General features: G+C 72.1%; 16 protein-coding genes. 15 read left to right on the top strand and 1 reads right to left on the bottom strand.

Annotated features, from left to right (window positions below; all coding sequences use genetic code 11):
• Window positions 1–29: 29 nt before the first annotated feature.
• Genes HLI28_RS02855 through HLI28_RS02790 form a run of 14 tightly spaced genes read left to right on the top strand, consistent with a single transcriptional unit; the run spans window position 30 to window position 17,054 of the window.
• Complete coding sequence (locus HLI28_RS02855; RefSeq protein WP_171246001.1) at window positions 30–581, top strand: NuoB/complex I 20 kDa subunit family protein; 552 nt, start codon at window positions 30–32, stop codon at window positions 579–581.
• Window positions 578–1,324 (top strand): NADH-quinone oxidoreductase subunit C, encoded by a 747-nt coding sequence (locus HLI28_RS02850; RefSeq protein ID WP_171246000.1) that lies wholly within the window; start codon window positions 578–580, stop codon window positions 1,322–1,324. The genes HLI28_RS02855 and HLI28_RS02850 overlap by 4 nt, the downstream gene beginning before the upstream one ends.
• Entirely contained in the window at window positions 1,321–2,682 is a 1,362-nt protein-coding gene (locus tag HLI28_RS02845) for an NADH-quinone oxidoreductase subunit D (protein WP_171245999.1), read from the top strand. The genes HLI28_RS02850 and HLI28_RS02845 overlap by 4 nt, the downstream gene beginning before the upstream one ends.
• Window positions 2,679–3,515: an NADH-quinone oxidoreductase subunit NuoE gene (gene nuoE, locus HLI28_RS02840; protein WP_171245998.1), complete on the top strand. Its 837-nt coding sequence runs from the start codon at window positions 2,679–2,681 to the stop codon at window positions 3,513–3,515. Before HLI28_RS02845 ends, nuoE begins: the two co-directional genes overlap by 4 nt.
• Window positions 3,508–4,845: an NADH-quinone oxidoreductase subunit NuoF gene (gene nuoF / locus HLI28_RS02835; protein ID WP_171245997.1), complete on the top strand. Its 1,338-nt coding sequence runs from the start codon at window positions 3,508–3,510 to the stop codon at window positions 4,843–4,845. Before nuoE ends, nuoF begins: the two co-directional genes overlap by 8 nt.
• Window positions 4,845–7,430: an NADH-quinone oxidoreductase subunit G gene (locus tag HLI28_RS02830; protein ID WP_171245996.1), complete on the top strand. Its 2,586-nt coding sequence runs from the start codon at window positions 4,845–4,847 to the stop codon at window positions 7,428–7,430. Before nuoF ends, HLI28_RS02830 begins: the two co-directional genes overlap by 1 nt.
• A complete protein-coding gene (gene nuoH, locus HLI28_RS02825) occupies window positions 7,427–8,755 on the top strand; it encodes an NADH-quinone oxidoreductase subunit NuoH (RefSeq protein ID WP_171245995.1) in 1,329 nt (442 codons plus the stop codon). The genes HLI28_RS02830 and nuoH overlap by 4 nt, the downstream gene beginning before the upstream one ends.
• On the top strand, window positions 8,752–9,534 hold the full coding sequence (gene nuoI, locus HLI28_RS02820) for an NADH-quinone oxidoreductase subunit NuoI (protein ID WP_171245994.1): 783 nt from the start codon (window positions 8,752–8,754) through the stop codon (window positions 9,532–9,534). The genes nuoH and nuoI overlap by 4 nt, the downstream gene beginning before the upstream one ends.
• Window positions 9,531–10,355: an NADH-quinone oxidoreductase subunit J gene (locus HLI28_RS02815; protein WP_171245993.1), complete on the top strand. Its 825-nt coding sequence runs from the start codon at window positions 9,531–9,533 to the stop codon at window positions 10,353–10,355. Before nuoI ends, HLI28_RS02815 begins: the two co-directional genes overlap by 4 nt.
• Window positions 10,355–10,654, top strand: a complete 300-nt coding sequence (gene nuoK / locus HLI28_RS02810) for an NADH-quinone oxidoreductase subunit NuoK (protein WP_171245992.1) — start codon at window positions 10,355–10,357, stop codon at window positions 10,652–10,654. Before HLI28_RS02815 ends, nuoK begins: the two co-directional genes overlap by 1 nt.
• A 16-nt stretch (window positions 10,655–10,670) precedes the next feature.
• Entirely contained in the window at window positions 10,671–12,593 is a 1,923-nt protein-coding gene (gene nuoL / locus HLI28_RS02805; protein ID WP_171245991.1) for an NADH-quinone oxidoreductase subunit L, read from the top strand.
• 18 nt (window positions 12,594–12,611) lie between these two features.
• Window positions 12,612–14,219: an NADH-quinone oxidoreductase subunit M gene (locus HLI28_RS02800; protein ID WP_171245990.1), complete on the top strand. Its 1,608-nt coding sequence runs from the start codon at window positions 12,612–12,614 to the stop codon at window positions 14,217–14,219.
• Window positions 14,216–15,967, top strand: coding sequence for an NADH-quinone oxidoreductase subunit NuoN (nuoN, locus tag HLI28_RS02795; protein WP_171245989.1), 1,752 nt, complete (start codon window positions 14,216–14,218; stop codon window positions 15,965–15,967). The genes HLI28_RS02800 and nuoN overlap by 4 nt, the downstream gene beginning before the upstream one ends.
• 43 nt (window positions 15,968–16,010) lie before the next feature.
• The gene (locus HLI28_RS02790) at window positions 16,011–17,054 is read left to right on the top strand and encodes a polyprenyl synthetase family protein (protein ID WP_343035590.1); all 1,044 of its coding nucleotides are present in this window, start codon (window positions 16,011–16,013) and stop codon (window positions 17,052–17,054) included.
• 60 nt (window positions 17,055–17,114) lie between these two features.
• Here HLI28_RS02790 and HLI28_RS02785 read toward each other — a convergent pair whose 3' ends face one another.
• Entirely contained in the window at window positions 17,115–17,693 is a 579-nt protein-coding gene (locus HLI28_RS02785) for a prepilin peptidase (protein WP_171245988.1), read from the bottom strand.
• 194 nt (window positions 17,694–17,887) lie between these two features.
• Here HLI28_RS02785 and HLI28_RS02780 point away from each other — a divergent pair, with 194 nt between their 5' ends.
• A complete protein-coding gene (locus HLI28_RS02780) occupies window positions 17,888–19,297 on the top strand; it encodes an FAD-dependent oxidoreductase (RefSeq protein ID WP_171245987.1) in 1,410 nt (469 codons plus the stop codon).
• Window positions 19,298–19,362: the final 65 nt, after the last annotated feature.

Genomic DNA, 19,362 nt, shown 5'->3' with positions numbered 1-19,362 from the left:
GGTACCGAGATCTCCGCGAAGGAGGAGTCATGGGTCTGGAGGAGTCCCCCTCGGGGTTCCTGCTGACGACGATCGAGGATCTCGCCGGCTACCTGCGCAAGGCGTCGGTGTGGCCGGTGACGTTCGGCCTGGCGTGCTGCGCCATCGAGATGATGGCGGCCGGCGCCTCGCGGTTCGACCTGTCGCGGTTCGGCATGGAGGTCTTCCGGGCCTCGCCGCGCCAGGCGGACCTGATGATCGTGGCGGGCCGTGTCAGCCAGAAGATGGCGCCCGTCGTGCGGCAGGTCTACGACCAGATGAGCGAGCCCAAGTGGGTGCTCTCCATGGGCGTGTGCGCCTCCAGCGGCGGCATGTTCAACAACTACGCGATCGTGCAGGGCGTCGACCACGTGCTCCCCGTGGACATCTACCTGCCCGGCTGCCCGCCCCGCCCGGAGATGCTCATCAACGCGATCCTCGCGCTGCACCAGCAGATCCAGGACTCCCCGATGGGCGTCAACCGCGTCGAGGCGGCGAAGGCCGCCGAGGCCGCGGCCCTCGAGGCGACGCCGACCTCCCAGATGCCGGGACTGCTGCGATGAGCGAGCACTCCGGCGAGGTCGAGCGCCGGCAGCAGGGACCGACGGCCGAGGTAGTCCGCGAGACCACCGGCATGTTCGGGGTGCAGGGCACCGGGGACACGTCCGGCTACGGCGGGCTGACCCGCACGGTGACGATGCCGGCCGCGGCGTCGCGCCCGTACGGCGGGTGGTTCGACGAGGTCGTGGACGTGCTGGCCGAGGTGCTCGGCGAGGCGGGCGTGTCCTTCGCCGACGCGGTCGAACGGGTGGTGATCACCGACCCGCGGCGGACCGCCGAGGGGGAGGGCCCGAGCCGGGACGCCGAGATGACGCTGTACGTCGCCCGCGAGCACCTGATGGCGGTCTGCCGGGCGCTGCGCGACGACCAGGACCTGCGCTTCGAGCTGTCCCTGGGCGTCTCGGGCGTCCACTACCCGGACGACGTGGGCCGCGAGCTGCACGCCGTCTACCACCTCACCTCCGTGACGCACGGCCGGCGCCTGCGGCTGGAGGTCACCTGCCCCGACGACGACCCGCACCTGCCGTCGACGACGACGGTCTACCCGGCCAACGACTGGCACGAGCGCGAGACGTGGGACTTCTTCGGGATCGTCTTCGAGGGCCACCCCGCGCTGGCCCGGATCGAGATGCCCGACGACTGGCCGGGTCACCCGCAGCGCAAGGACTACCCGCTCGGCGGCATCCCCGTGGAGTACAAGGGCGCCACGGTGCCACCGCCGAACGTCCGGAGGGAGTACTCATGACGGCCCCGGCGCACGACGTGCCGCACTCGGTGCACTCGACCGGACCGGCGGCCGAGGACTACGGACCCGGTGTCGCCGGGTTCGAGGCCTCGGGCGGCGACTGGGACGAGATCGCCCGCGAGGCGATCGGCGAGGAACGCATCGTCGTCAACATGGGTCCCCAGCACCCCTCCACGCACGGCGTGCTGCGCCTGATGCTGGAGATCGACGGCGAGACGGTGACCGAGGCCCGGTGCGGGATCGGCTACCTGCACACCGGCATCGAGAAGAACATGGAGTACCGCACCTGGACGCAGGGCACCACGTTCTGCACCCGGATGGACTACCTGGCGCCGCTCTTCCAGGAGGCGGCCTACTGCCTGGGGACCGAACGGCTGCTCGGCATCACCGACGACGTGCCCGAGCGGGCCGGCGTGATCCGCGTGCTGATGATGGAGCTCAACCGGGTCGCCTCCCACCTGGTCTGCCTGGGCACGGGCGGCAACGAGATGGGCGCCACGACGATCATGACCCTCGGGTTCACCGCCCGGGAGGAGATCCTGCGCCTGTTCGAGGCGGTCACCGGCCTGCGGATGAACCACGCGTACATCCGGCCCGGCGGTGTGGCGCAGGACGTGCCCGAGGGCTTCACCGAGAACGTCCGCTCCCTGCTCCCGAGCCTGCGCAAGTACATCGGGATGCTGGGCGACCTGATGCTCGCGAACCCGATCTTCAAGTCCCGGCTGCAGGGCGTGGGCGTGCTGAACCTGTCCGGCGCCTTCGCCCTCGGCGTCACCGGCCCGGTGCTGCGGTCGGCCGGGCACCCGTACGACGTGCGCAAGGCGTTCCCGTACAGCGGGTACGAGGACTACGACTTCGACGTCCCCACGGACACGGCCGCCGACTGCTACGCCCGCGTCGTGCTGCGGATCGAGGAGTGCTACCAGTCGCTGAAGATCGTCGAGCAGTGCCTGGCACGGCTGGACGACACCGTCGGGGCACCGGTGATGGTGGCGGACAAGAAGATCGCCTGGCCCGCCCAGCTGGCCGTCGGCTCCGACGGCCAGGGCAACTCCCTGGACCACATCCGCAAGATCATGGGCACCTCCATGGAGGCCCTCATCCACCACTTCAAGCTGGTGACCGAGGGTTTCGGGGTGCCGGCCGGGCAGGCGTGGCAGACGGTCGAGCACCCGCGCGGCGAGCTCGGCGTGCACGTGGTGTCCGACGGCGGCACGCGCCCCTACCGGGCGCACTTCCGCGACCCGTCGTTCAACAATCTCCAGGCCGTGTCGGTGATGTGCGAGGGCGGCCAGGTGGCCGACGTCGTCGTCGCCGTCGCGTCCCTGGACCCGGTGCTGGGAGGGGTGGACCGATGACGGCCGAACCGGTGGGCGCACGCTCGCGCACGGGGTACGACGCCGAGACGCTGGCCGCGCTCGAGGCCGACGCGGGGACGATCAAGGCCCGCTACCCGGACCCGCGGTCCGGCCTGCTGCCGCTGCTGCACCTGGTGCAGTCCGTCGACGGCTACGTCAGCCGCGACGGCATCGTCTTCTGCGCCGAGCAGCTCGGCATGACCGCGGCCGAGGTCTCGGCGGTGGCGACCTTCTACACCCAGTACAAGCGCCGCCCCAACGGCGAGTACACCGTCGGGGTGTGCACGAACACGCTGTGCGCCGTGATGGGCGGGGACGCGATCTTCGACCGGCTCAGCCAGCACCTGGACGTCGCGCACGACGAGACGACGCCGGACGGCTCCGTCACGCTGGAGCGCGTCGAGTGCAACGCCGCCTGCGACTACGCCCCCGTGGTGATGGTCAACTGGGAGTTCTTCGACAACCAGACCCCGGACTCGGCCGCCGAGCTGACCGACCGGCTGCGCGCCGGCGAGCAGGTCACCCCGACGCGCGGGGCGGACTCGGTCTGCTCCTTCAAGACGATGAGCCGGGTCCTGGCCGGCTTCGACGACGGCCGGGCCGACGAGGGCGTCGGCGCGGGCGGCCCGACCCTCGAGGGCCTGCGGATCGCCCGCGAGCGCGGCTGGACCGCACCGGGCACCGACCAGCCCGAGATCTCCGGCACGCCGCGTGCCGAGGTGCCGCCGGAGACCGGCACCGGACAGTCCAGCGCCGAGCGCAAGCCGACGACGCCGTCGGACGACACGGGTCCCGCCGGGCCGGCCGACGCGAAGGAGGGTGACGATGACTGACACGTTGACGCCGGTCCTGACCGACACCTGGGACGCGGAGGGCTCGTGGAAGCTCGCCACCTACGAGGCGGCGGGCGGCTACACGGGGCTGCGCACGGCGCTGACCCGGGACCCCGCGGACCTCGTCCAGCTCGTCAAGGACTCCGGGCTGCGCGGTCGTGGCGGCGCCGGGTTCCCCGCCGGGATGAAGTGGGGGTTCCTGCCCCCGCCGGACGGCGGCCCCCGCTACCTGGTGGTCAACGCCGACGAGTCGGAGCCGGGCACCTGCAAGGACATCCCGCTCATGCTCGCCAGCCCGCAGCACCTGGTCGAGGGGGTGGCGATCACCAGCTACGCGATCGGCTGCCACCACGCCTTCATCTACGTGCGCGGCGAGGTGCTGCACGTGTACCGGCGGCTGCTGGCTGCCGTGCGCGAGGCCTACGAGGCCGGTCACCTGGGCACGAACATCCACGGGTCCGGCTTCGACCTCGAGGTGACCGTGCACGCCGGGGCCGGCGCCTACATCTGCGGCGAGGAGACGGCGCTGCTGGACTCGCTCGAGGGCCGTCGCGGACAGCCGCGGCTCAAGCCGCCGTTCCCCGCCGTCGCGGGGCTGTACGCCCGGCCCACCGTGGTGAACAACGTCGAGTCCATCGCCTCGGTCCCGGGCATCGTCGCCCACGGCGCCGACTGGTTCTCGTCGATGGGCACCGAGAAGTCGACCGGGCACGGGCTGTTCTCGCTGTCGGGCCACGTGACCCGCCCCGGGCAGTTCGAGGCACCGCTGGGCATCACCCTGCGCGAGCTGCTCGACCTGGCCGGCGGGGTCCGCGAGGGTCACGAGCTGAAGTTCTGGACGCCGGGCGGGTCCTCGACGCCGCTGTTCACCGCCGAGCACCTGGACGTCCCGCTGGACTACGAGTCCGTGGGGGCCGCCGGGTCGATGCTCGGCACCCGTGCGCTGCAGATCTTCGACGAGACGACCTGCGTGGTGCGGGCGGTGAGCCGCTGGACCGACTTCTACGCCCACGAGTCCTGCGGCAAGTGCACCCCGTGCCGCGAGGGCACGTACTGGCTCAAGCAGATCCTGCACCGCATCGAGGCCGGCGCGGGGGAGGCCGGGGACATCGAGGTGCTGCTGGACCTGTGCGACAACATCCTCGGCCGGGCGTTCTGCGCCCTGGGCGACGGCGCGACCTCGCCGATCACCTCGTCCATCGAGTACTTCCGCGACGAGTACGAGGCGCACCTCGACGGGCGCGGGTGCCCGTTCGACCCCGCCCGCTCCACGCTGTTCGACGACACGCCCCAGGCGCCGCCGGCGCTCGCGGGTGCAGGAGGCCACTGATGACCGCGACCACGGACCGGCACACCGACCAGCCGGTGGAGACGGTGACCTGCACGATCGACGAGGTCGAGGTCACCGTGCCCAAGGGCACGCTGGTGATCCGCGCCGCCGAGCAGGTCGGCATCGAGATCCCCCGGTTCTGCGACCATCCGCTGCTGGAGCCCGCGGGGGCCTGCCGGCAGTGCCTGGTCGAGGTGGAGATGCCCGACCGCGAGGGCAACCTGCGGCCGATGCCCAAGCCGCAGGCCTCGTGCACGATGACGGTCGTGCCGGGCATGGTGGTGCGCACCCAGCGCACGTCGGCGGTCGCGGACAAGGCCCAGCAGGGGGTCATGGAGCTGCTGCTCATGAACCACCCGCTGGACTGCCCCGTGTGCGACAAGGGCGGTGAGTGCCCGCTGCAGAACCAGGCGATGAGCCACGGCCGGGCTGACTCGCGCTTCACCGACGTCAAGCGGACCTTCCCCAAGCCGATCCAGGTGTCCACGCAGATCCTGCTCGACCGGGAGCGCTGCGTGCTCTGCCAGCGGTGCACGCGGTTCAGCGAGGAGATCGCCGGCGACGTCTTCATCGACCTGCAGGAGCGCGGCGCCGACCAGCAGATCGGGCGCTTCGACGAGGACGTGCTCGACTTCGCCCCGCCGTGCGGCCAGCACCGGGCGGAGACCGCCGTGGACGTCCCGCAGGGTGTCGCCCTGCCCGACGCCTCGGGGCAGCCGTTCGCCTCCTACTTCTCCGGCAACACGGTGCAGATCTGCCCGGTGGGTGCCCTCACGGGGGCGCGGTACCGGTTCCGGTCGCGTCCCTTCGACCTCGTGTCCACCCCCGGCATCGCCGAGCACGACGCCTGCGGCTCGGCGATCCGCGTCGACCACCGCCGCGGCTCGGTGATGCGCCGGCTGGCCGGCGACGACCCGGCGGTCAACGAGGAGTGGATCACGGACAAGGACCGGTTCGCGTTCACCTGGCAGGACGCGCCGGACCGTCTGACCACCCCGCTGGTCCGCGAGGACGGCGAGCTGCGCCCCGCCTCGTGGGTGGAGGCCCTCGAGGTCGCCGCCCGGGGACTGGCCGCGGCCCGCGACGACGGCGGGGTCGGCGTGCTGCCGGGCGGCCGTCTCACCGTGGAGGACGCCTTCGCCTGGTCCCGTTTCGCGCGCACGGTGCTGCGCACCGACGACGTCGACCAGCGCGTCCGCGTGCACTCGGTGGAGGAGGCGGACTTCCTCGCCCACGCCGTGGCCGGCACCGGCGTCGGCGTGACCTTCGGTGATCTGGAGGCGGCACCGGCGGTGCTGCTCGCCGGGCTGGAGGCCGAGGAGGAGGCCGGCGTCACGTTCCTGCGGCTGCGCAAGGGCGTCAGGAAGGGGACCCGCGTGTTCTCGGTCGCGCCCTTCACGAGCCGGGGGCTGTCCCGGCTCGACGGCACGCTGCTGCCGGCCGCCCCGGGCACGGAGGCCGAGTGGCTCGGCGCCGTCGCCCGGCAGGCCTCCGGGAGCACCAGCCGGGCCGACTCGGACGACACGCGTGTCATGGAGGCCGCCGAGGCGCTGGCCCGACCGGGCGCGGTGCTCCTGGTCGGCGAGCGCCTGGCGGGGTCGCCCGGTGCCTACGCCGCCGCCCTGGAGCTGGCGGAGACCACGGGTGCACGGCTGGCCTGGATCCCGCGCCGCGCCGGGGAGCGCGGTGGCGTGGAGGCCGGTCTGCTGCCGGGCCTGCTGCCCGGCGGCCGGCCGCTGGAGGACCGCACGGCCCGCGCCGAGGTCGCCGCCACCTGGGGCGTCTCCGTGGACGACCTGCCCGCCACCCGCGGTCTGGACACCGCCGGGATCCTCGACGCCCTGAGCGTGGGGCAGCTTGCCGGGGCCCTGGTCGGCGGTGTCGAGATCGCCGACCTGCCCGACCCGGAGCACGCCCGCCGTGCCCTGGCCACGGCCGGGTTCGCGGTCTCCCTCGAGGTGCGCCGCAGCGAGGCCACCGAGCTGGCCGACGTCGTGCTGCCGGTGGCCCCGCCGGTCGAACGCGGCGGGTCCTACTGGAACTGGGAGGGCCGCGTCCGGTCCTTCGGCCAGGCCCTGGAGTCCACGGCGATGCCGGACCACCGGGTGCTGCACGAGCTCGCGACGCTGCTCGACCACGACCTGCAGTCGGCCGAGCCGGTGCGGGCCCACCGTTCGATCGCCGCGCTGCGCTCCTGGGACGGACCGCGGGCGCACCCGCCGCAGCACGCCACCGACGACCCGCCCGGCGTCCCGCCGGGGTCCGCGGTGCTCGCGAGCTGGCGGCTGCTCCTGGACGACGGTTCGATGCAGGACGGCGAGGAGTTCCTGGCCGGCACCGCCAAGACGCCGGTGGCCCGGATGAGCGCCGCGACCGCCGCCGGGGTCGACGTCTTCGACGGCGACCAGGTCACGGTCTCCACGGAACGCGGGGCGATCACCGTGCCGGTGGCGATCACCGACATGGTCGACCACGTGGTGTGGCTGCCCCTGGCGTCCCGCGGCTGCCGTGTGCACGACACCCTCGGGGTCTCCCCGGGCCGCCAGGTCCGGGTCGCCCCGGCCGAGAAGGGAGTCCAGGCATGATCCCCGGCGTCGCCGCCGACTTCAGTGCCGACACGATCTGGGTCTCGGTCGTCAAGGCCGTGCTCATCGTCGTCTTCCTGCTGACCAGCGTGCTGTTCGCGATCTGGTTCGAGCGCAAGCTCGTCGCCCGGATGCAGCTGCGGCCGGGCCCGAACTGGCACGGTCCGTTCGGTCTGCTGCAGTCGCTCGCGGACGCGATGAAGCTGCTGCTCAAGGAGGACGTGACGGTCACCAACGCCGACCGCCGCGTCTACCTGCTGGCCCCGATGATCTCGGTGTTCTGCTCGCTGCTCGTCTTCGCCGTGATCCCGTTCGGCCCGTCGGTGACCATCCCGTTCACGGACTTCACCACCCCCGCCCAGCTCACCGACTTCCCGGTGGCCGTGCTGTACATCCTGGCCTGTGCCTCGATCGGCGTGTACGGCATCGTGCTGGGCGGCTGGTCGTCGGGCTCGACGTACCCGCTGCTGGGGTCGGTGCGCTCCACCGCCCAGGTGATCAGCTACGAGCTGGCGATGGGGCTGAGCCTGGTCAGCGTGTTCATCATGGCCGGCTCGATGTCGACGTCGTCCATCGTGGAGTCCCAGACGAGCCTGTGGTGGTTCATCCCGCTGGCCCCCGCGTTCGTCATCTTCCTCATCTCGATGGTGGGCGAGACCAACAGGCTCCCGTTCGACCTGCCGGAGGCCGAGGGCGAGCTCGTCGGCGGGTACATGACCGAGTACTCCTCGATGAAGTTCGCGTGGTTCTTCCTCGCGGAGTACATCGCGATGCTCAACGTCTCCGCGGTCGCCACGACGCTGTTCCTCGGCGGGTGGCGCGCCCCGTGGCCGCTGTCGCTGGTGGGTGACGGGGTGCTCAACACCGGCTGGTGGCCCCTGCTGTGGTTCCTGGCCAAGGTGTGGCTGCTGATGTTCCTCTTCGTCTGGGTGCGCGGCACGCTGCTGCGGCTGCGCTACGACCAGTTCATGGTCTTCGGCTGGAAGGTCCTCATCCCGTTCGCGCTGGCCTGGGTCGTGATCCTCGGGGTCTTCCAGTGGGCGGGCCTGGCCGGTGTGACGCAGACCCAGATGATCGTCGGGATTCTCGTGGCCCTCGCCGTCGTGATGGCGGTGCTGTGGCTGTGGCCCGAGAAGAAGCCGACCGGGGCCGAGGCGACGACCGACGGCGAGGGCGGGTTCGACGCCTTCGCCGGCGGCTACCCCGTCCCGCCCGTCCCCGGCCAGACCCTGCCGCCCTCACCGCGGGCGCGGCGCACGGTGCCGCCCGCCGAGGACGCCGAGACCCGCACCGCGACCGCTGTCGACGACGAGGAGACGCGATGAGCGACCAGCCCTACGAGCCGTTGCGCCCGAAGAAGGGACCCCTCGGTGAGCTGTTCGCTCCCGTGGCCGGCTTCGGCGTGACGTTCTCGTCGATGTTCAAGCCGACCGTCACCGAGCAGTACCCCCGCAAGAAGACGCCGCCGCAGACGCGGTACCACGGGCGCCACCAGCTCAACCGGTACGCGGACGGGCTCGAGAAGTGCATCGGCTGCGAGCTGTGCGCCTGGGCGTGCCCCGCCGACGCGATCTACGTCGAGGGCGCGGACAACGCCGACGCGGTGGACGGCGCCCCCGAGGCGCACATGAGCCCGGGTGAGCGGTACGGCCGCGTCTACCAGATCAACTACCTGCGCTGCATCTTCTGCGGGTTGTGCATCGAGGCGTGCCCGACGCGGGCGCTGACGATGGGCCCCGACTACGAGCTCGCCGGGCCGACGCGGGAGGGCCTGATCTACGAGAAGCAGGACCTGCTGGCGCCGCTGGCCGAGGGGATGCTCGCCGCCCCGCACCCGATGGCGGAGGGCACCACGGACACCGAGTACTACCGCGGCGAGGTCACCGCACCGACCGCGGAGCAGGTGGACTGGGTGCGCGAGCACCGCCCGGACGACCCGACGCTGGACGCCGCGTCCGCCGTCGTGGCCGGCGACGCCCCGCCCCCGGTCCCGGACACCCACCACCTGCGGCCCGACCAGGACCGTGCCGAGGCGACCCGAGCCGCGGCGACGCAGTCCAGCCTGGACCGCCGCCCCGTGCAGACCGAGGAGGCCCGGCCATGACCGTGTCCGGCGGCGAGACCGTCCTGTTCTGGGTGCTGGCCCCGCTCATGGTGCTCGCGGCCTCGGGGCTGCTGGTCGTGCGGCGGGCCGTGCACGCGGCCGTGTGCGTCGTTTTCGTCATGATCTCCCTGGCCGTGCTCTACGTGGCCCAGGAGGCGCCGTTCCTCGGCGTCGTCCAGGTCGTGGTGTACACCGGCGCGGTGATGATGCTGTTCCTCTTCGTGCTGATGCTCGTCGGGGTGGACGCGGCCGACTCGCTGACCGAGACCATCCGGGGCCAGCGCTGGGTCGGCCTGCTGCTCGGACTGGGGCTGGCGTCCGTGCTCGGCGGCGTCATCGCCCGGTCGACGTTCCCGCCGCCGCGGGGCCTGGCGGAGACCGGCGGGGTGACCAACCCGGTCGCGCTCGCCCGCGTGGTGATGGAGCACTACGTCGTGGCCATGGAGGTCGTCGGCATCCTGCTCGTCACCGCCGCCGTGGCCGGCCTGGTGCTGACCCACCGCCGCCGCCTGGGGGCCAAGCCCACGCAGCGCGCGCTGGCCGAGGCCAAGATCGCGGCGCTGCCCACCGGCCGCCACCTGAGCCCGCTGCCGGCGCCCGGCGTGTACGCGCAGAACAACGCGATGGACACCCCGGCTCTCGACCACACCGGCCGGCCGCTCGAGCACTCGGTGCCGCGGGTGCTGCGCATCCGCGGGCAGCAGCGCGAGGCCGCCGAGCTCCTCACCGCCGAGGAGACGCTGGTGCACCGCGAGCTGGACGTCCCCGACGACCCGGTGCCGAGCGTCGGACCGGACAGCAGCGAGGGGGAGACCCGCTGATGGAGCTGACGAACTACCTCTACCTGTCGGTCGTGCTCTTCGCGCTCGGCGCGACGACGGTGCTGCTGCGCCGCAACACGATCGTGGTGTTCATGGGGATCGAGCTCATGCTCAACGCCACGAACCTCGCGCTGGTCACCTTCGCGCGGATGCACGGCGACGTCACCGGCCAGGTCCTGGCCTTCTTCGTCATGGTCGTCGCCGCCGCCGAGGTCGTGGTCGGGCTGGCGATCATCGTGACGATCTTCCGTGCCCGCCGGTCGGCCTCGGTCGACGACGTCAACCTGCTCAAGAGCTAGGAAGGCCACGACTTCGATGACGACGCAGACGCTCTCCCTCGCCCCGTGGCTGGTCGCGACCCCCTTGATCGGCGCGGCGCTGCTGCTCCTGATCGGGCGCCGTGGCGACCGGTGGGGTCACTGGCTCGGTGTGCTGGCCTCGACGGCGACGTTCGTGATCGGCCTGGTCATCCTGCTCGACATGCTCGGCGTCGACGCCGAGCAGCGGGTGGCGACCTCCTCGGTCGGTACCTGGATCGACGCCGGGCCCCTGACGGTCGACCTCGGGTTCCAGCTCGACCCGCTGTCCATGACGTTCGTGATGCTGGTGACCTTCGTGGGCACGCTGATCCACGTCTACTCGGTGGCCTACATGTCGCACGACCACGACCGGCGGCGGTTCTTCGCCTACCTCAACCTGTTCGTCGCGGCGATGCTGCTGCTGGTGCTCGCGGACAACTACCTGCTGCTGTTCGTCGGCTGGGAGGGCGTGGGCCTGGCCTCGTACCTGCTCATCGGGTTCTGGGACCACCACCTGCCCAACGCGGTGGCCGGCAAGAAGGCGTTCCTCATGAACCGGGTCGGCGACATGGGCCTCATCGTGGCGATGATGCTCATGCTGGCCACGTTCGGTGCCCTCGACTTCGGCACGGTGCTGGGTTCGGCCGACGCCGCCGACCAGGGGCTGAACACCGCGATCGGGCTGATGCTGCTGCTGGCGGCCTGCGGCAAGTCGGCACAGCTGCCGCTGCAGGCCTGGCTCGGGGACGCGATGGCCGGTCCGACCCCGGTCTCGGCACTCATCCACGCGGCCACGATGGTCACCGCCGGCGTCTACCTGCTGGTGCGTTCCGGCCCGCTGCTCGAGGCGGCGCCCGACGCCCAGCTCGTCATCGCGATCGTCGGTGCGCTGACGCTGCTGTTCGGTGCGGTCGTCGGTTGCGCCAAGGACGACATCAAGAAGGCGCTCGCCGCGTCGACGATGTCCCAGATCGGCTACATGATGCTGGCGGCCGGGCTCGGCCCGATCGGGTACGCGTTCGCGATCTTCCACCTGGTCACCCACGGCTTCTTCAAGGCCGGGCTGTTCCTGGGCGCGGGCTCGGTGATGCACGGCATGGACGACGACGTCGACATGCGCCGCTTCGGCGGGCTCTGGCGGCTGCTGCCGGTCACGTGGATCACGATGGGCTTCGGTTGGCTTGCGATCCTCGGCGTCCCGCCGTTCTCGGGGTTCTGGTCCAAGGACAAGATCATCGAGGCCGCGTTCGTCGGCGAGGGCTGGCGTCCCTGGGTGTTCGGCACGGTGGCGCTCGTCGGCGCCGGCATCACGGCGTACTACATGTCGCGGCTGTTCTTCATGACGTTCGCGGGACGTCGGCGCTGGAGCGCGGACGGTGCGGACGGCACGGTCGAGCGGCACCCGCACGAGTCGCCGCTGCTGATGACGGTGCCCATGGTCGTCCTGGCGCTCGGTTCGGTGGGGCTCGGCTGGGTGCTCGCCGCCGGTGACGGGTTCGTCCACTGGCTCGAACCGGTCACGGGGCACGCCGAGCACGACGAACCCGTGCTCGCGGTGCCGGTCATCATCGGGCTGACGCTCACCCTGGTCGTGGTGGGGGCGGCCCTGGCCTGGGTGCAGTACGCCACCCGCGCGGTGCCGACGACGGCGCCGCCCGCGCCGGCCCTGGTCCGGGCGGCCCGGGTGGACCTCCACCAGGACGACGTGAACGAGACCCTCGTGATGCGTCCGGGGCAGTACCTGACGCGGTCGATGGTCTTCGCCGACCGGACCGCGGTGGACGCCGGCTGGCTGGGGCTGGCCGGAGGTGTCGGCCGGCTCGGGAGCTGGTTGCGGGGCTGGCAGTCGGGGTACGCGCGGCAGTACGCCGCGATCACCCTGGGCGGCCTCGGTGTGATCGTGCTCGTGATCTGGCTCGTGGCGACGACGGCGGGCTGAGGCGTGGAAGGGATGACGATGTCGACATTTCCCTGGCTGACGGTGCTCGTCGCCTGGCCGCTGGTGGCTGCGCTGGCCACCGCACTGACCGGTGTGGGCCGCGGGCGGCCTGCTGCCGGCGCGGCCTCGGGCGGCGGCGCGTTCAGCGCAGGCACCGCCCGGACGGTGGCCCTCGTCGGTGCGCTGGTGGAGGTCGCCCTGGTGGTGGGGGCGTTCCTCGCCTTCGACACGGGTGCGGCCGGTACGCACCAGCTCACCGAGACCTACCCGTGGATCCCCGCGTTCGGCGCCAGCTACGCGGTCGGCGTCGACGGGGTGGCGCTGCTGCTGGTCGCCCTGTCCGCGGGTCTGGTGCCGCTGGTGATCCTCGCCGCGTGGCACGAGCAGGGCGGTGACGCCGTCCGGCTGCGCCGCTACCTGGCCACGGTGCTGGTGCTGCTGAGCTTCATGGTCCTGGTCTTCACCGCGCGGGACGTGTTCCTGTTCTACGTGGTCTTCGAGGCCATGCTGATCCCCGCGTACTTCCTCATCGGCGGGTTCGGGCAGGGTGCGCAGCGCCGGTACGCCGCGGTGAAGTTCCTGATGTTCTCCCTCGGCGGCGGGCTCATCATGCTGGCCGCCGTCATCGCCCTGTACCTGCAGGTGCCGGTCGACGCGGCCACCGGGCTGCGGCCGCAGGACGCGTTCCTCACCGACAACCTCACCGGGCTCGCCCTCGACCCGATGGCCGAGCGGCTGATGTTCGCCGCGTTCTTCCTGGCCTTCGCGATCAAGGCACCGATGTTCCCGGTGCACACCTGGCTGCCGGACGTCACCCAGAACGCCACGCCGGGCACCTCGACGCTGCTCATCTGCGTGCTGGACAAGGTCGGCACCTTCGGCATGCTGACCCTGTGCCTGCCGCTGTTCCCGGAGGCGAGCCGGTGGGCCGCGCCCTTCGTGGTGGTGCTGGCCGTGATCTCGATCCTGTACGGCGCGATCCTGGCGATCGGGCAGTCGGACGTGCTACGTCTGATCGGCTACACCTCGGTGTCGCACTTCGGGTTCATCATCCTGGGCATCTTCACCTTCACCTCGGTGGGGGTCTCCGGGTCGAGCTTCATGATGCTCAACCACGGCATCTCCACCGGGGCGCTGTTCCTCCTGGCGGGCTTCGCGATCGCCCGGCACCCGCGGCACAGCCAGCTGGTGTCGGACTACGGCGGGATGCGCACGGTCGCCCCGGTCCTGGGCGGCACGTTCCTCGTCGCGGGGCTGTCGGCCCTCGCGCTGCCGGGTCTGGCGACGTTCGTCTCGGAGATCATGGTCTTCCTGGGTGCCTACGGCCGGTGGCCCGCGGCGGTGCTGGTCGCCGTCCCCGCCGTCGTGCTGGCCGCGACCTACGTGCTGCTGACCTACCAGCGCATGTTCACCGGCCCGGTCGGCGCGGAGGTCGCCGGGGCCAAGGACCTGGGCGGCCGGGAGAAGACCGTCGCCGGGGTGCTGGTGGCCGCGCTGGTCGTGCTGGGCCTGGTGCCCGGGCCGGCGCTCGACTACGTCCGTGAGCCGGCGGAGGTCTCCGTCGAGCTCGTCGGCGCCACCGATCCGCAGCCCGTGCTCGGTGCTGCAGAGGGGAGCGAGCAGTGAACGAGTTCGTCGCACCGGAGATCGACTGGGCGGTCCTGTCGCCGGTCCTGGTGGTCCTGGCCGCCGGGGTGGTGGGCGTGCTGGTCGAGGCCTTCGTCCCTGCGCGTGCCCGCCGCGTGGTCCAGCTCGTGCTGACGCTCGGCGCCCTGGCGGGGTCCCTGGTGGCCGTGGCGCTGCTCTGGGACCGTGTGCTCACCGACGGTCTCGCCTTCGTCGTGGACGGCACGGTGCTCCTCACCCCGTTCACGCTGGGCATCCAGGCCGTGGTGGCGCTGCTGGCCCTGCTCGGGGTGCTGGTCGTCGCCGACCGCACCAGCACCGGGCAGGACGCCTTCGCCCCGACGGCCGCGGCGGTGCCGGGCACCGCCTACGAGGACGCCGCTCGCCAGGCCGGGCTGCAGCAGACGGAGATCTACCCGCTGATGCTGTTCGCCACGGGCGGCATGCTGCTGTTCCCGGCCACGGACAACCTCATCGTGCTGTTCATCGCCCTCGAGGTGCTGTCCCTGCCGCTGTACGTGCTCTGCGCGACGGCCCGCCGCCGCCGGCTGCTCAGCCAGGAGGCCGCGTTCAAGTACTTCCTGCTGGGGTCGTTCGCCAGCGCGCTGATGCTGTTCGGCATCGCCCTGGTGTACGGCGCCACCGCGACGGTCAGCCTCGAGCTGGCCGTGTCCAGGTTGGCGAACCCGGACAGCCCGGTCCTGACGATGATGCCGGACCTCGTGATCGCCGCCGTGCTGCTGATCTCCGTCGGCCTGCTGTTCAAGATCGGCGCGGCGCCGTTCCACACCTGGACCCCGGACGTGTACCAGGGTGCGCCGACCCCGATCACCGCGTTCATGGCCGCCTGCGTCAAGGCGGCCGCCATCGGTGCGATGGTGCGGGTGCTGTTCACGCTGGCCGCAGGTCTGGACGAGCCCCTGCGTCGGGACCTGGAGACGGGCCTGTGGGTCGTCGCGATCCTGACGATGCTCGTCGGCACGGCCGCCGGAGCCGTGCAGACCGACGTCAAGCGGATGCTGGCCTACTCCTCCATCGCCCACGCCGGGTTCCTGCTGGTGGCGATGGTGGGACTCGACGAGGTCGGCGCGCAGGCCGTGCTGTTCTACGTCCTGGCCTACGGGCTGGCCACGCTCGGCGCCTTCGCCGTCGTGACGCTCGTGCGCGAGCAGGACGCCGACGGCGTCGTGCTCGGCGAGGCGACGCACCTGTCCCAGTGGGCGGGCCTCGGGCGGCGTTCGCCGCTGCTGGCGACGGCGTTCTCGCTGTTCCTGCTGTCGATGGCGGGGATCCCGCTGACGGCCGGGTTCCTCGCGAAGTTCGGTGCGTTCTCGGCCGCGGTCGAGGCCGGCGCCTGGCCGCTGGCCGTCATCGGTGTGCTCGCCTCGATCGTCGCGGTGTTCTTCTACGTCCGGCTCATCGTCCTGATGGTGCTCACGCCGCCGGTGGAGGAGACCGCCGACGACGGCGTCACCCCCGCCGGTGCCGTCGCGGCCGACGGGACCCCGGACGACGGGTTCCGGGACGGCGAGGGCGTCGAGGACGGGCCGGAGCCGGCCCGCACCGGGACGCTCACGGCGGCGCGGGCCCTCGCCGGGCGCGCCGCCGTGGTCGTGGTCGCCTCCCAGGGGCCGACCGCCGTGGCGATCACGGTCTGCGCCGTCGGCGTGGTGCTGCTCGGCATCGTCCCGGCAGCGGTGCTGGACTGGACGACGCAGGCGGCGGCGTTCCGACCCTTCGGCCCGTGAGCTCCGTTCGGCTCCGGGCGCGTCGGGAAGATAGGTTCGGATCGTGACCCGTGCTTCTGACGCGCCTGCGGGCGCTGCTTCGACCCTGCCGACCGGCATCCCGCTGACGGACTCCGCGTTGGCCGACCGGATCGCGCAGCGGCTGGCGCAGGTCGACACGATGCTCGACGACGCGGTGGCCTCGACCGACGCACTCGCCGACGACGCCGGTCGCCACCTGGTGGCGGCCGGCGGCAAGCGGTTCCGGCCGCTGCTGACCCTGCTCGCCGGCGAGCTCGGCGACGGGTCCGCGCCGGAGCTCGTCGAGGCCGCGGTCGTCGTCGAGCTGACGCAGGTCGCCTCGCTCTACCACGACGACGTCATGGACTCCGCGCCCGTGCGCCGCGGGGCCCCGGCCGCGCACACCGTGTGGGGCAACACGGTGGCGATCCTCGTCGGGGACCTGCTGTTCGCCCGCGCGTCCGCCCTCGTGGCCGGTCTCGGGCCCGAGGCCGTGGTGCTGCAGGCGAACACGTTCGAGCGGATGTGCCTGGGCCAGCTCCACGAGACCACCGGTCCCGGCGAGGGGGACGACCCGGTCGAGCACTACCTGCAGGTGCTCAGCGACAAGACGGCCTCCCTGCTGTCCACCTCGGCCCGGCTGGGCGCCATGTTCGGCGGCTGCCCGGACGATGTCGTGGAGGCCGTGGCGGCCTACGGCGAGAAGGTCGGCCTGGCCTTCCAGCTCGCCGACGACGTGCTGGACGTCGCCTCCTCCGGGGCGGAGTCCGGCAAGACGCCCGGGACGGACCTGCGCGAGCACGTGCCGACGATGCCGGTCCTGCTGCTGCGCCAGCGCGTCGCGCGCGGGGAGGGCACCGCGGCGGACGCCGAGCTGCTGGCGCGCCTGGACGGGGACCTGTCGGACGACACCGTGCTGGCGGCCGTCGTCGCGGACCTGCGGGAGCACGACGTGCTCGCCGAGACGCGGCGGCGGGCCGTGGGCCGGGCCCGCGAGGCGGCCGCCGAGCTCGAGCCGCTGCCGGAGGGGCCCGTCAAGGCGGCCCTGACCGACCTCGCCACCGCGCTGGCGGACCGCACCGTCTGAGATCCGCTGCCCGTTCCGGACGTGCGCCGGTGCCGACGCCGGTGCCGACGCCGGTCGCCGTCAGCCCACGAGCAGGCGGTGCGCCGTCAGGGCGACCGCGGCTCCGCCGAGCATGAACGGCCCGAAGGCGATGGCGGTCGACCGTGTCGCCCGCCGGGTCGCGAGCAGCACCAGGGCGGCGGTCCCGCCGAGCAGGAACGGCAGCACGGCGGTGGCCGCAAGGACCGGCCAGCCGAACCAGGCCGAGACGAGACCGAGCAGCACGGCGAGCTTCACGTCCCCCAGTCCCAGACCGCTCCGGTGCAGCAGGTGCAGCACCAGGTACCCGCCACCGAGGACGGCCGCGCCGAGCAGGCCCCTCGCCGCCACGTCCCAGGCCCCCGTGACGGCACCGGCGACGGTCAGCAGGACGGCCACGAGGGCCGTCGTGGGGTAGGTGAGGGCGTCAGGGAGCCGGTGGGTGCGGACGTCGACGGCGAACAGGGCGAGGCCGGCGACGGCGGCGACCGCGACGGCCGGGGTCGCCCAGCCCGGCCCGCTGACCCACACGGCCCAGGCGATCACGGGCAGGGCGCCCGACACGACGGTCCGCCGCACGGGGGCGACCTCGCTCCGCGTGCGCTGCATCATCGTCGGCATGGCCGGATGCTAGGCCACGGCGCCGCGAGACATTTTGTCCGCCAGGCAAGACGGCCTGTTCATCCCCCGAGACGGGTGTGGCATCCTGGGATCTCGTTGAGACCCTGGCAGTGAGGTAGACCTCATCTCTGCCGAGGCAGAACCTCCTAGAATCGAACTCCACGCAAGCCCCGATCCGGAAGGCGTACCTCGCAGTGAGCAGCACCCGACCTCTGCGCGTCGCGATCGTCGGTGCAGGCCCCGCCGGCATCTACGCCGCGGACATCCTGTCCAAGACCGACCTCGACGTCAGCATCGACCTCTTCGAGCGGCTGCCCGCCCCGTTCGGACTCGTGCGCTACGGCGTCGCCCCCGACCACCCGCGGATCAAGGGCATCATCAACGCCCTGCACAAGGTGCTGAGCAAGGGTGACGTGCGCCTGCTGGCCAACGTGAACTACGGCGTCGACCTCAAGCTGGAGGACCTGCGTCAGTACTACGACGCCGTCGTGTTCTCCACCGGCGCCATCAAGGACGCCGCCCTGCCGATCCCCGGGATCGACCTCGACGGCTCCTACGGCGCCGCCGACTTCGTCTCCTGGTTCGACGGCCACCCCGACGTGCCGCGCACCTGGCCGTTGGACGCCCAGCACGTGGCGGTCCTCGGCGCCGGCAACGTGGCCCTGGACGTCTCGCGGATCCTGGCCAAGCACCCGAAGGACCTGATGTCCACGGAGATCCCGGCGAACGTGCAGGCCGGTCTGGAGGCCTCGCCGGTCACGGACGTGCACGTCTTCGCCCGCCGCGGCCCGGCCCAGGTGAAGTTCTCGCCGCTGGAGCTGCGCGAGCTCGGCCACGTGCCGGACGTCGACATCGTCGTCTACCCGGAGGACTTCGACTTCGACGAGGGCTCGATGCAGGCCATCGAGGCGACGAACCAGACCAAGCAGGTCGTCAAGACGCTCACCGACTGGACCCTGGTCGAGCCGTCCCAGCAGACCGCCTCGCGGCGCATCCACCTGCACTTCCTGCACTCCCCGGCCGAGGTCCTCGGCGAGGACGGCAAGGTCACCGGGCTGCGCACCGAGCGCACCGCCCTGCAGGGCGACGGCACGGTCAAGGGGACCGGCGAGTTCCACGACTGGCCCGTGCAGGCCGTCTACCGGGCCGTCGGCTACTTCGGGTCCCCGCTGCCGGAGATCCCCTTCGACGACCTCAAGGGCGTCATCTCCAACCGCGAGGGGCGCGTCGTCGACCTCGACGGCGAGCACCTGCCCGGCGTGTACACCACCGGTTGGATCAAGCGCGGACCGGTCGGCCTCATCGGCCACACCAAGTCCGACGCCTCGGAGACGATCCGCCACCTGGTCGAGGACGTCACCGGCGTCGGCGACGGCGGCGACGTGACCGAGGGATCGCCGGAGGGCGGTCGCACCGCACCGCACGGCGAGCCGCAGCAGATCGTCGACTTCCTGGCCGAGCGCGGCGTGGACGTCATCACCTGGGACGAGTTCTCCCTGCTGGACGCCCACGAGCTGTCCCTCGGGGAGACGGCCGGCCGTGAGCGCGTCAAGGTCGTGCCGCGCGAGGAGATGATCGACATCGCGAAGGGCCGCCACTCCTGAGCGGCACCTGATCGACGCGCGAGGCCCCGGAGATGTATCGGATCGTGCGCGAGCTGTCCACGGTG

Origin of the sequence: Isoptericola sediminis, assembly GCF_013085345.1 — a bacterium.
GTDB lineage: Bacteria > Actinomycetota > Actinomycetes > Actinomycetales > Cellulomonadaceae > Isoptericola > Isoptericola sediminis.
Note: the sequence above shows the minus strand (reverse complement) of the source record. Positions and strands in the feature narration are given on the sequence as shown.

Bases quoted from the DNA above. Each gene is read 5' to 3' on its own strand.
- HLI28_RS02855 (WP_171246001.1), top strand. From the start codon at position 30: ATGGGTCTGGAGGAGTCCCCCTCGGGGTTCCTGCTGACGACGATCGAG.
- HLI28_RS02850 (WP_171246000.1), top strand. From the start codon at position 578: ATGAGCGAGCACTCCGGCGAGGTCGAGCGCCGGCAGCAGGGACCGACG.
- HLI28_RS02845 (WP_171245999.1), top strand. From the start codon at position 1,321: ATGACGGCCCCGGCGCACGACGTGCCGCACTCGGTGCACTCGACCGGA.
- nuoE (WP_171245998.1), top strand. From the start codon at position 2,679: ATGACGGCCGAACCGGTGGGCGCACGCTCGCGCACGGGGTACGACGCC.
- nuoF (WP_171245997.1), top strand. From the start codon at position 3,508: ATGACTGACACGTTGACGCCGGTCCTGACCGACACCTGGGACGCGGAG.
- HLI28_RS02830 (WP_171245996.1), top strand. From the start codon at position 4,845: ATGACCGCGACCACGGACCGGCACACCGACCAGCCGGTGGAGACGGTG.
- nuoH (WP_171245995.1), top strand. From the start codon at position 7,427: ATGATCCCCGGCGTCGCCGCCGACTTCAGTGCCGACACGATCTGGGTC.
- nuoI (WP_171245994.1), top strand. From the start codon at position 8,752: ATGAGCGACCAGCCCTACGAGCCGTTGCGCCCGAAGAAGGGACCCCTC.
- HLI28_RS02815 (WP_171245993.1), top strand. From the start codon at position 9,531: ATGACCGTGTCCGGCGGCGAGACCGTCCTGTTCTGGGTGCTGGCCCCG.
- nuoK (WP_171245992.1), top strand. From the start codon at position 10,355: ATGGAGCTGACGAACTACCTCTACCTGTCGGTCGTGCTCTTCGCGCTC.
- nuoL (WP_171245991.1), top strand. From the start codon at position 10,671: ATGACGACGCAGACGCTCTCCCTCGCCCCGTGGCTGGTCGCGACCCCC.
- HLI28_RS02800 (WP_171245990.1), top strand. From the start codon at position 12,612: ATGTCGACATTTCCCTGGCTGACGGTGCTCGTCGCCTGGCCGCTGGTG.
- HLI28_RS02785 (WP_171245988.1), bottom strand. From the start codon at position 17,693: ATGCCGACGATGATGCAGCGCACGCGGAGCGAGGTCGCCCCCGTGCGG.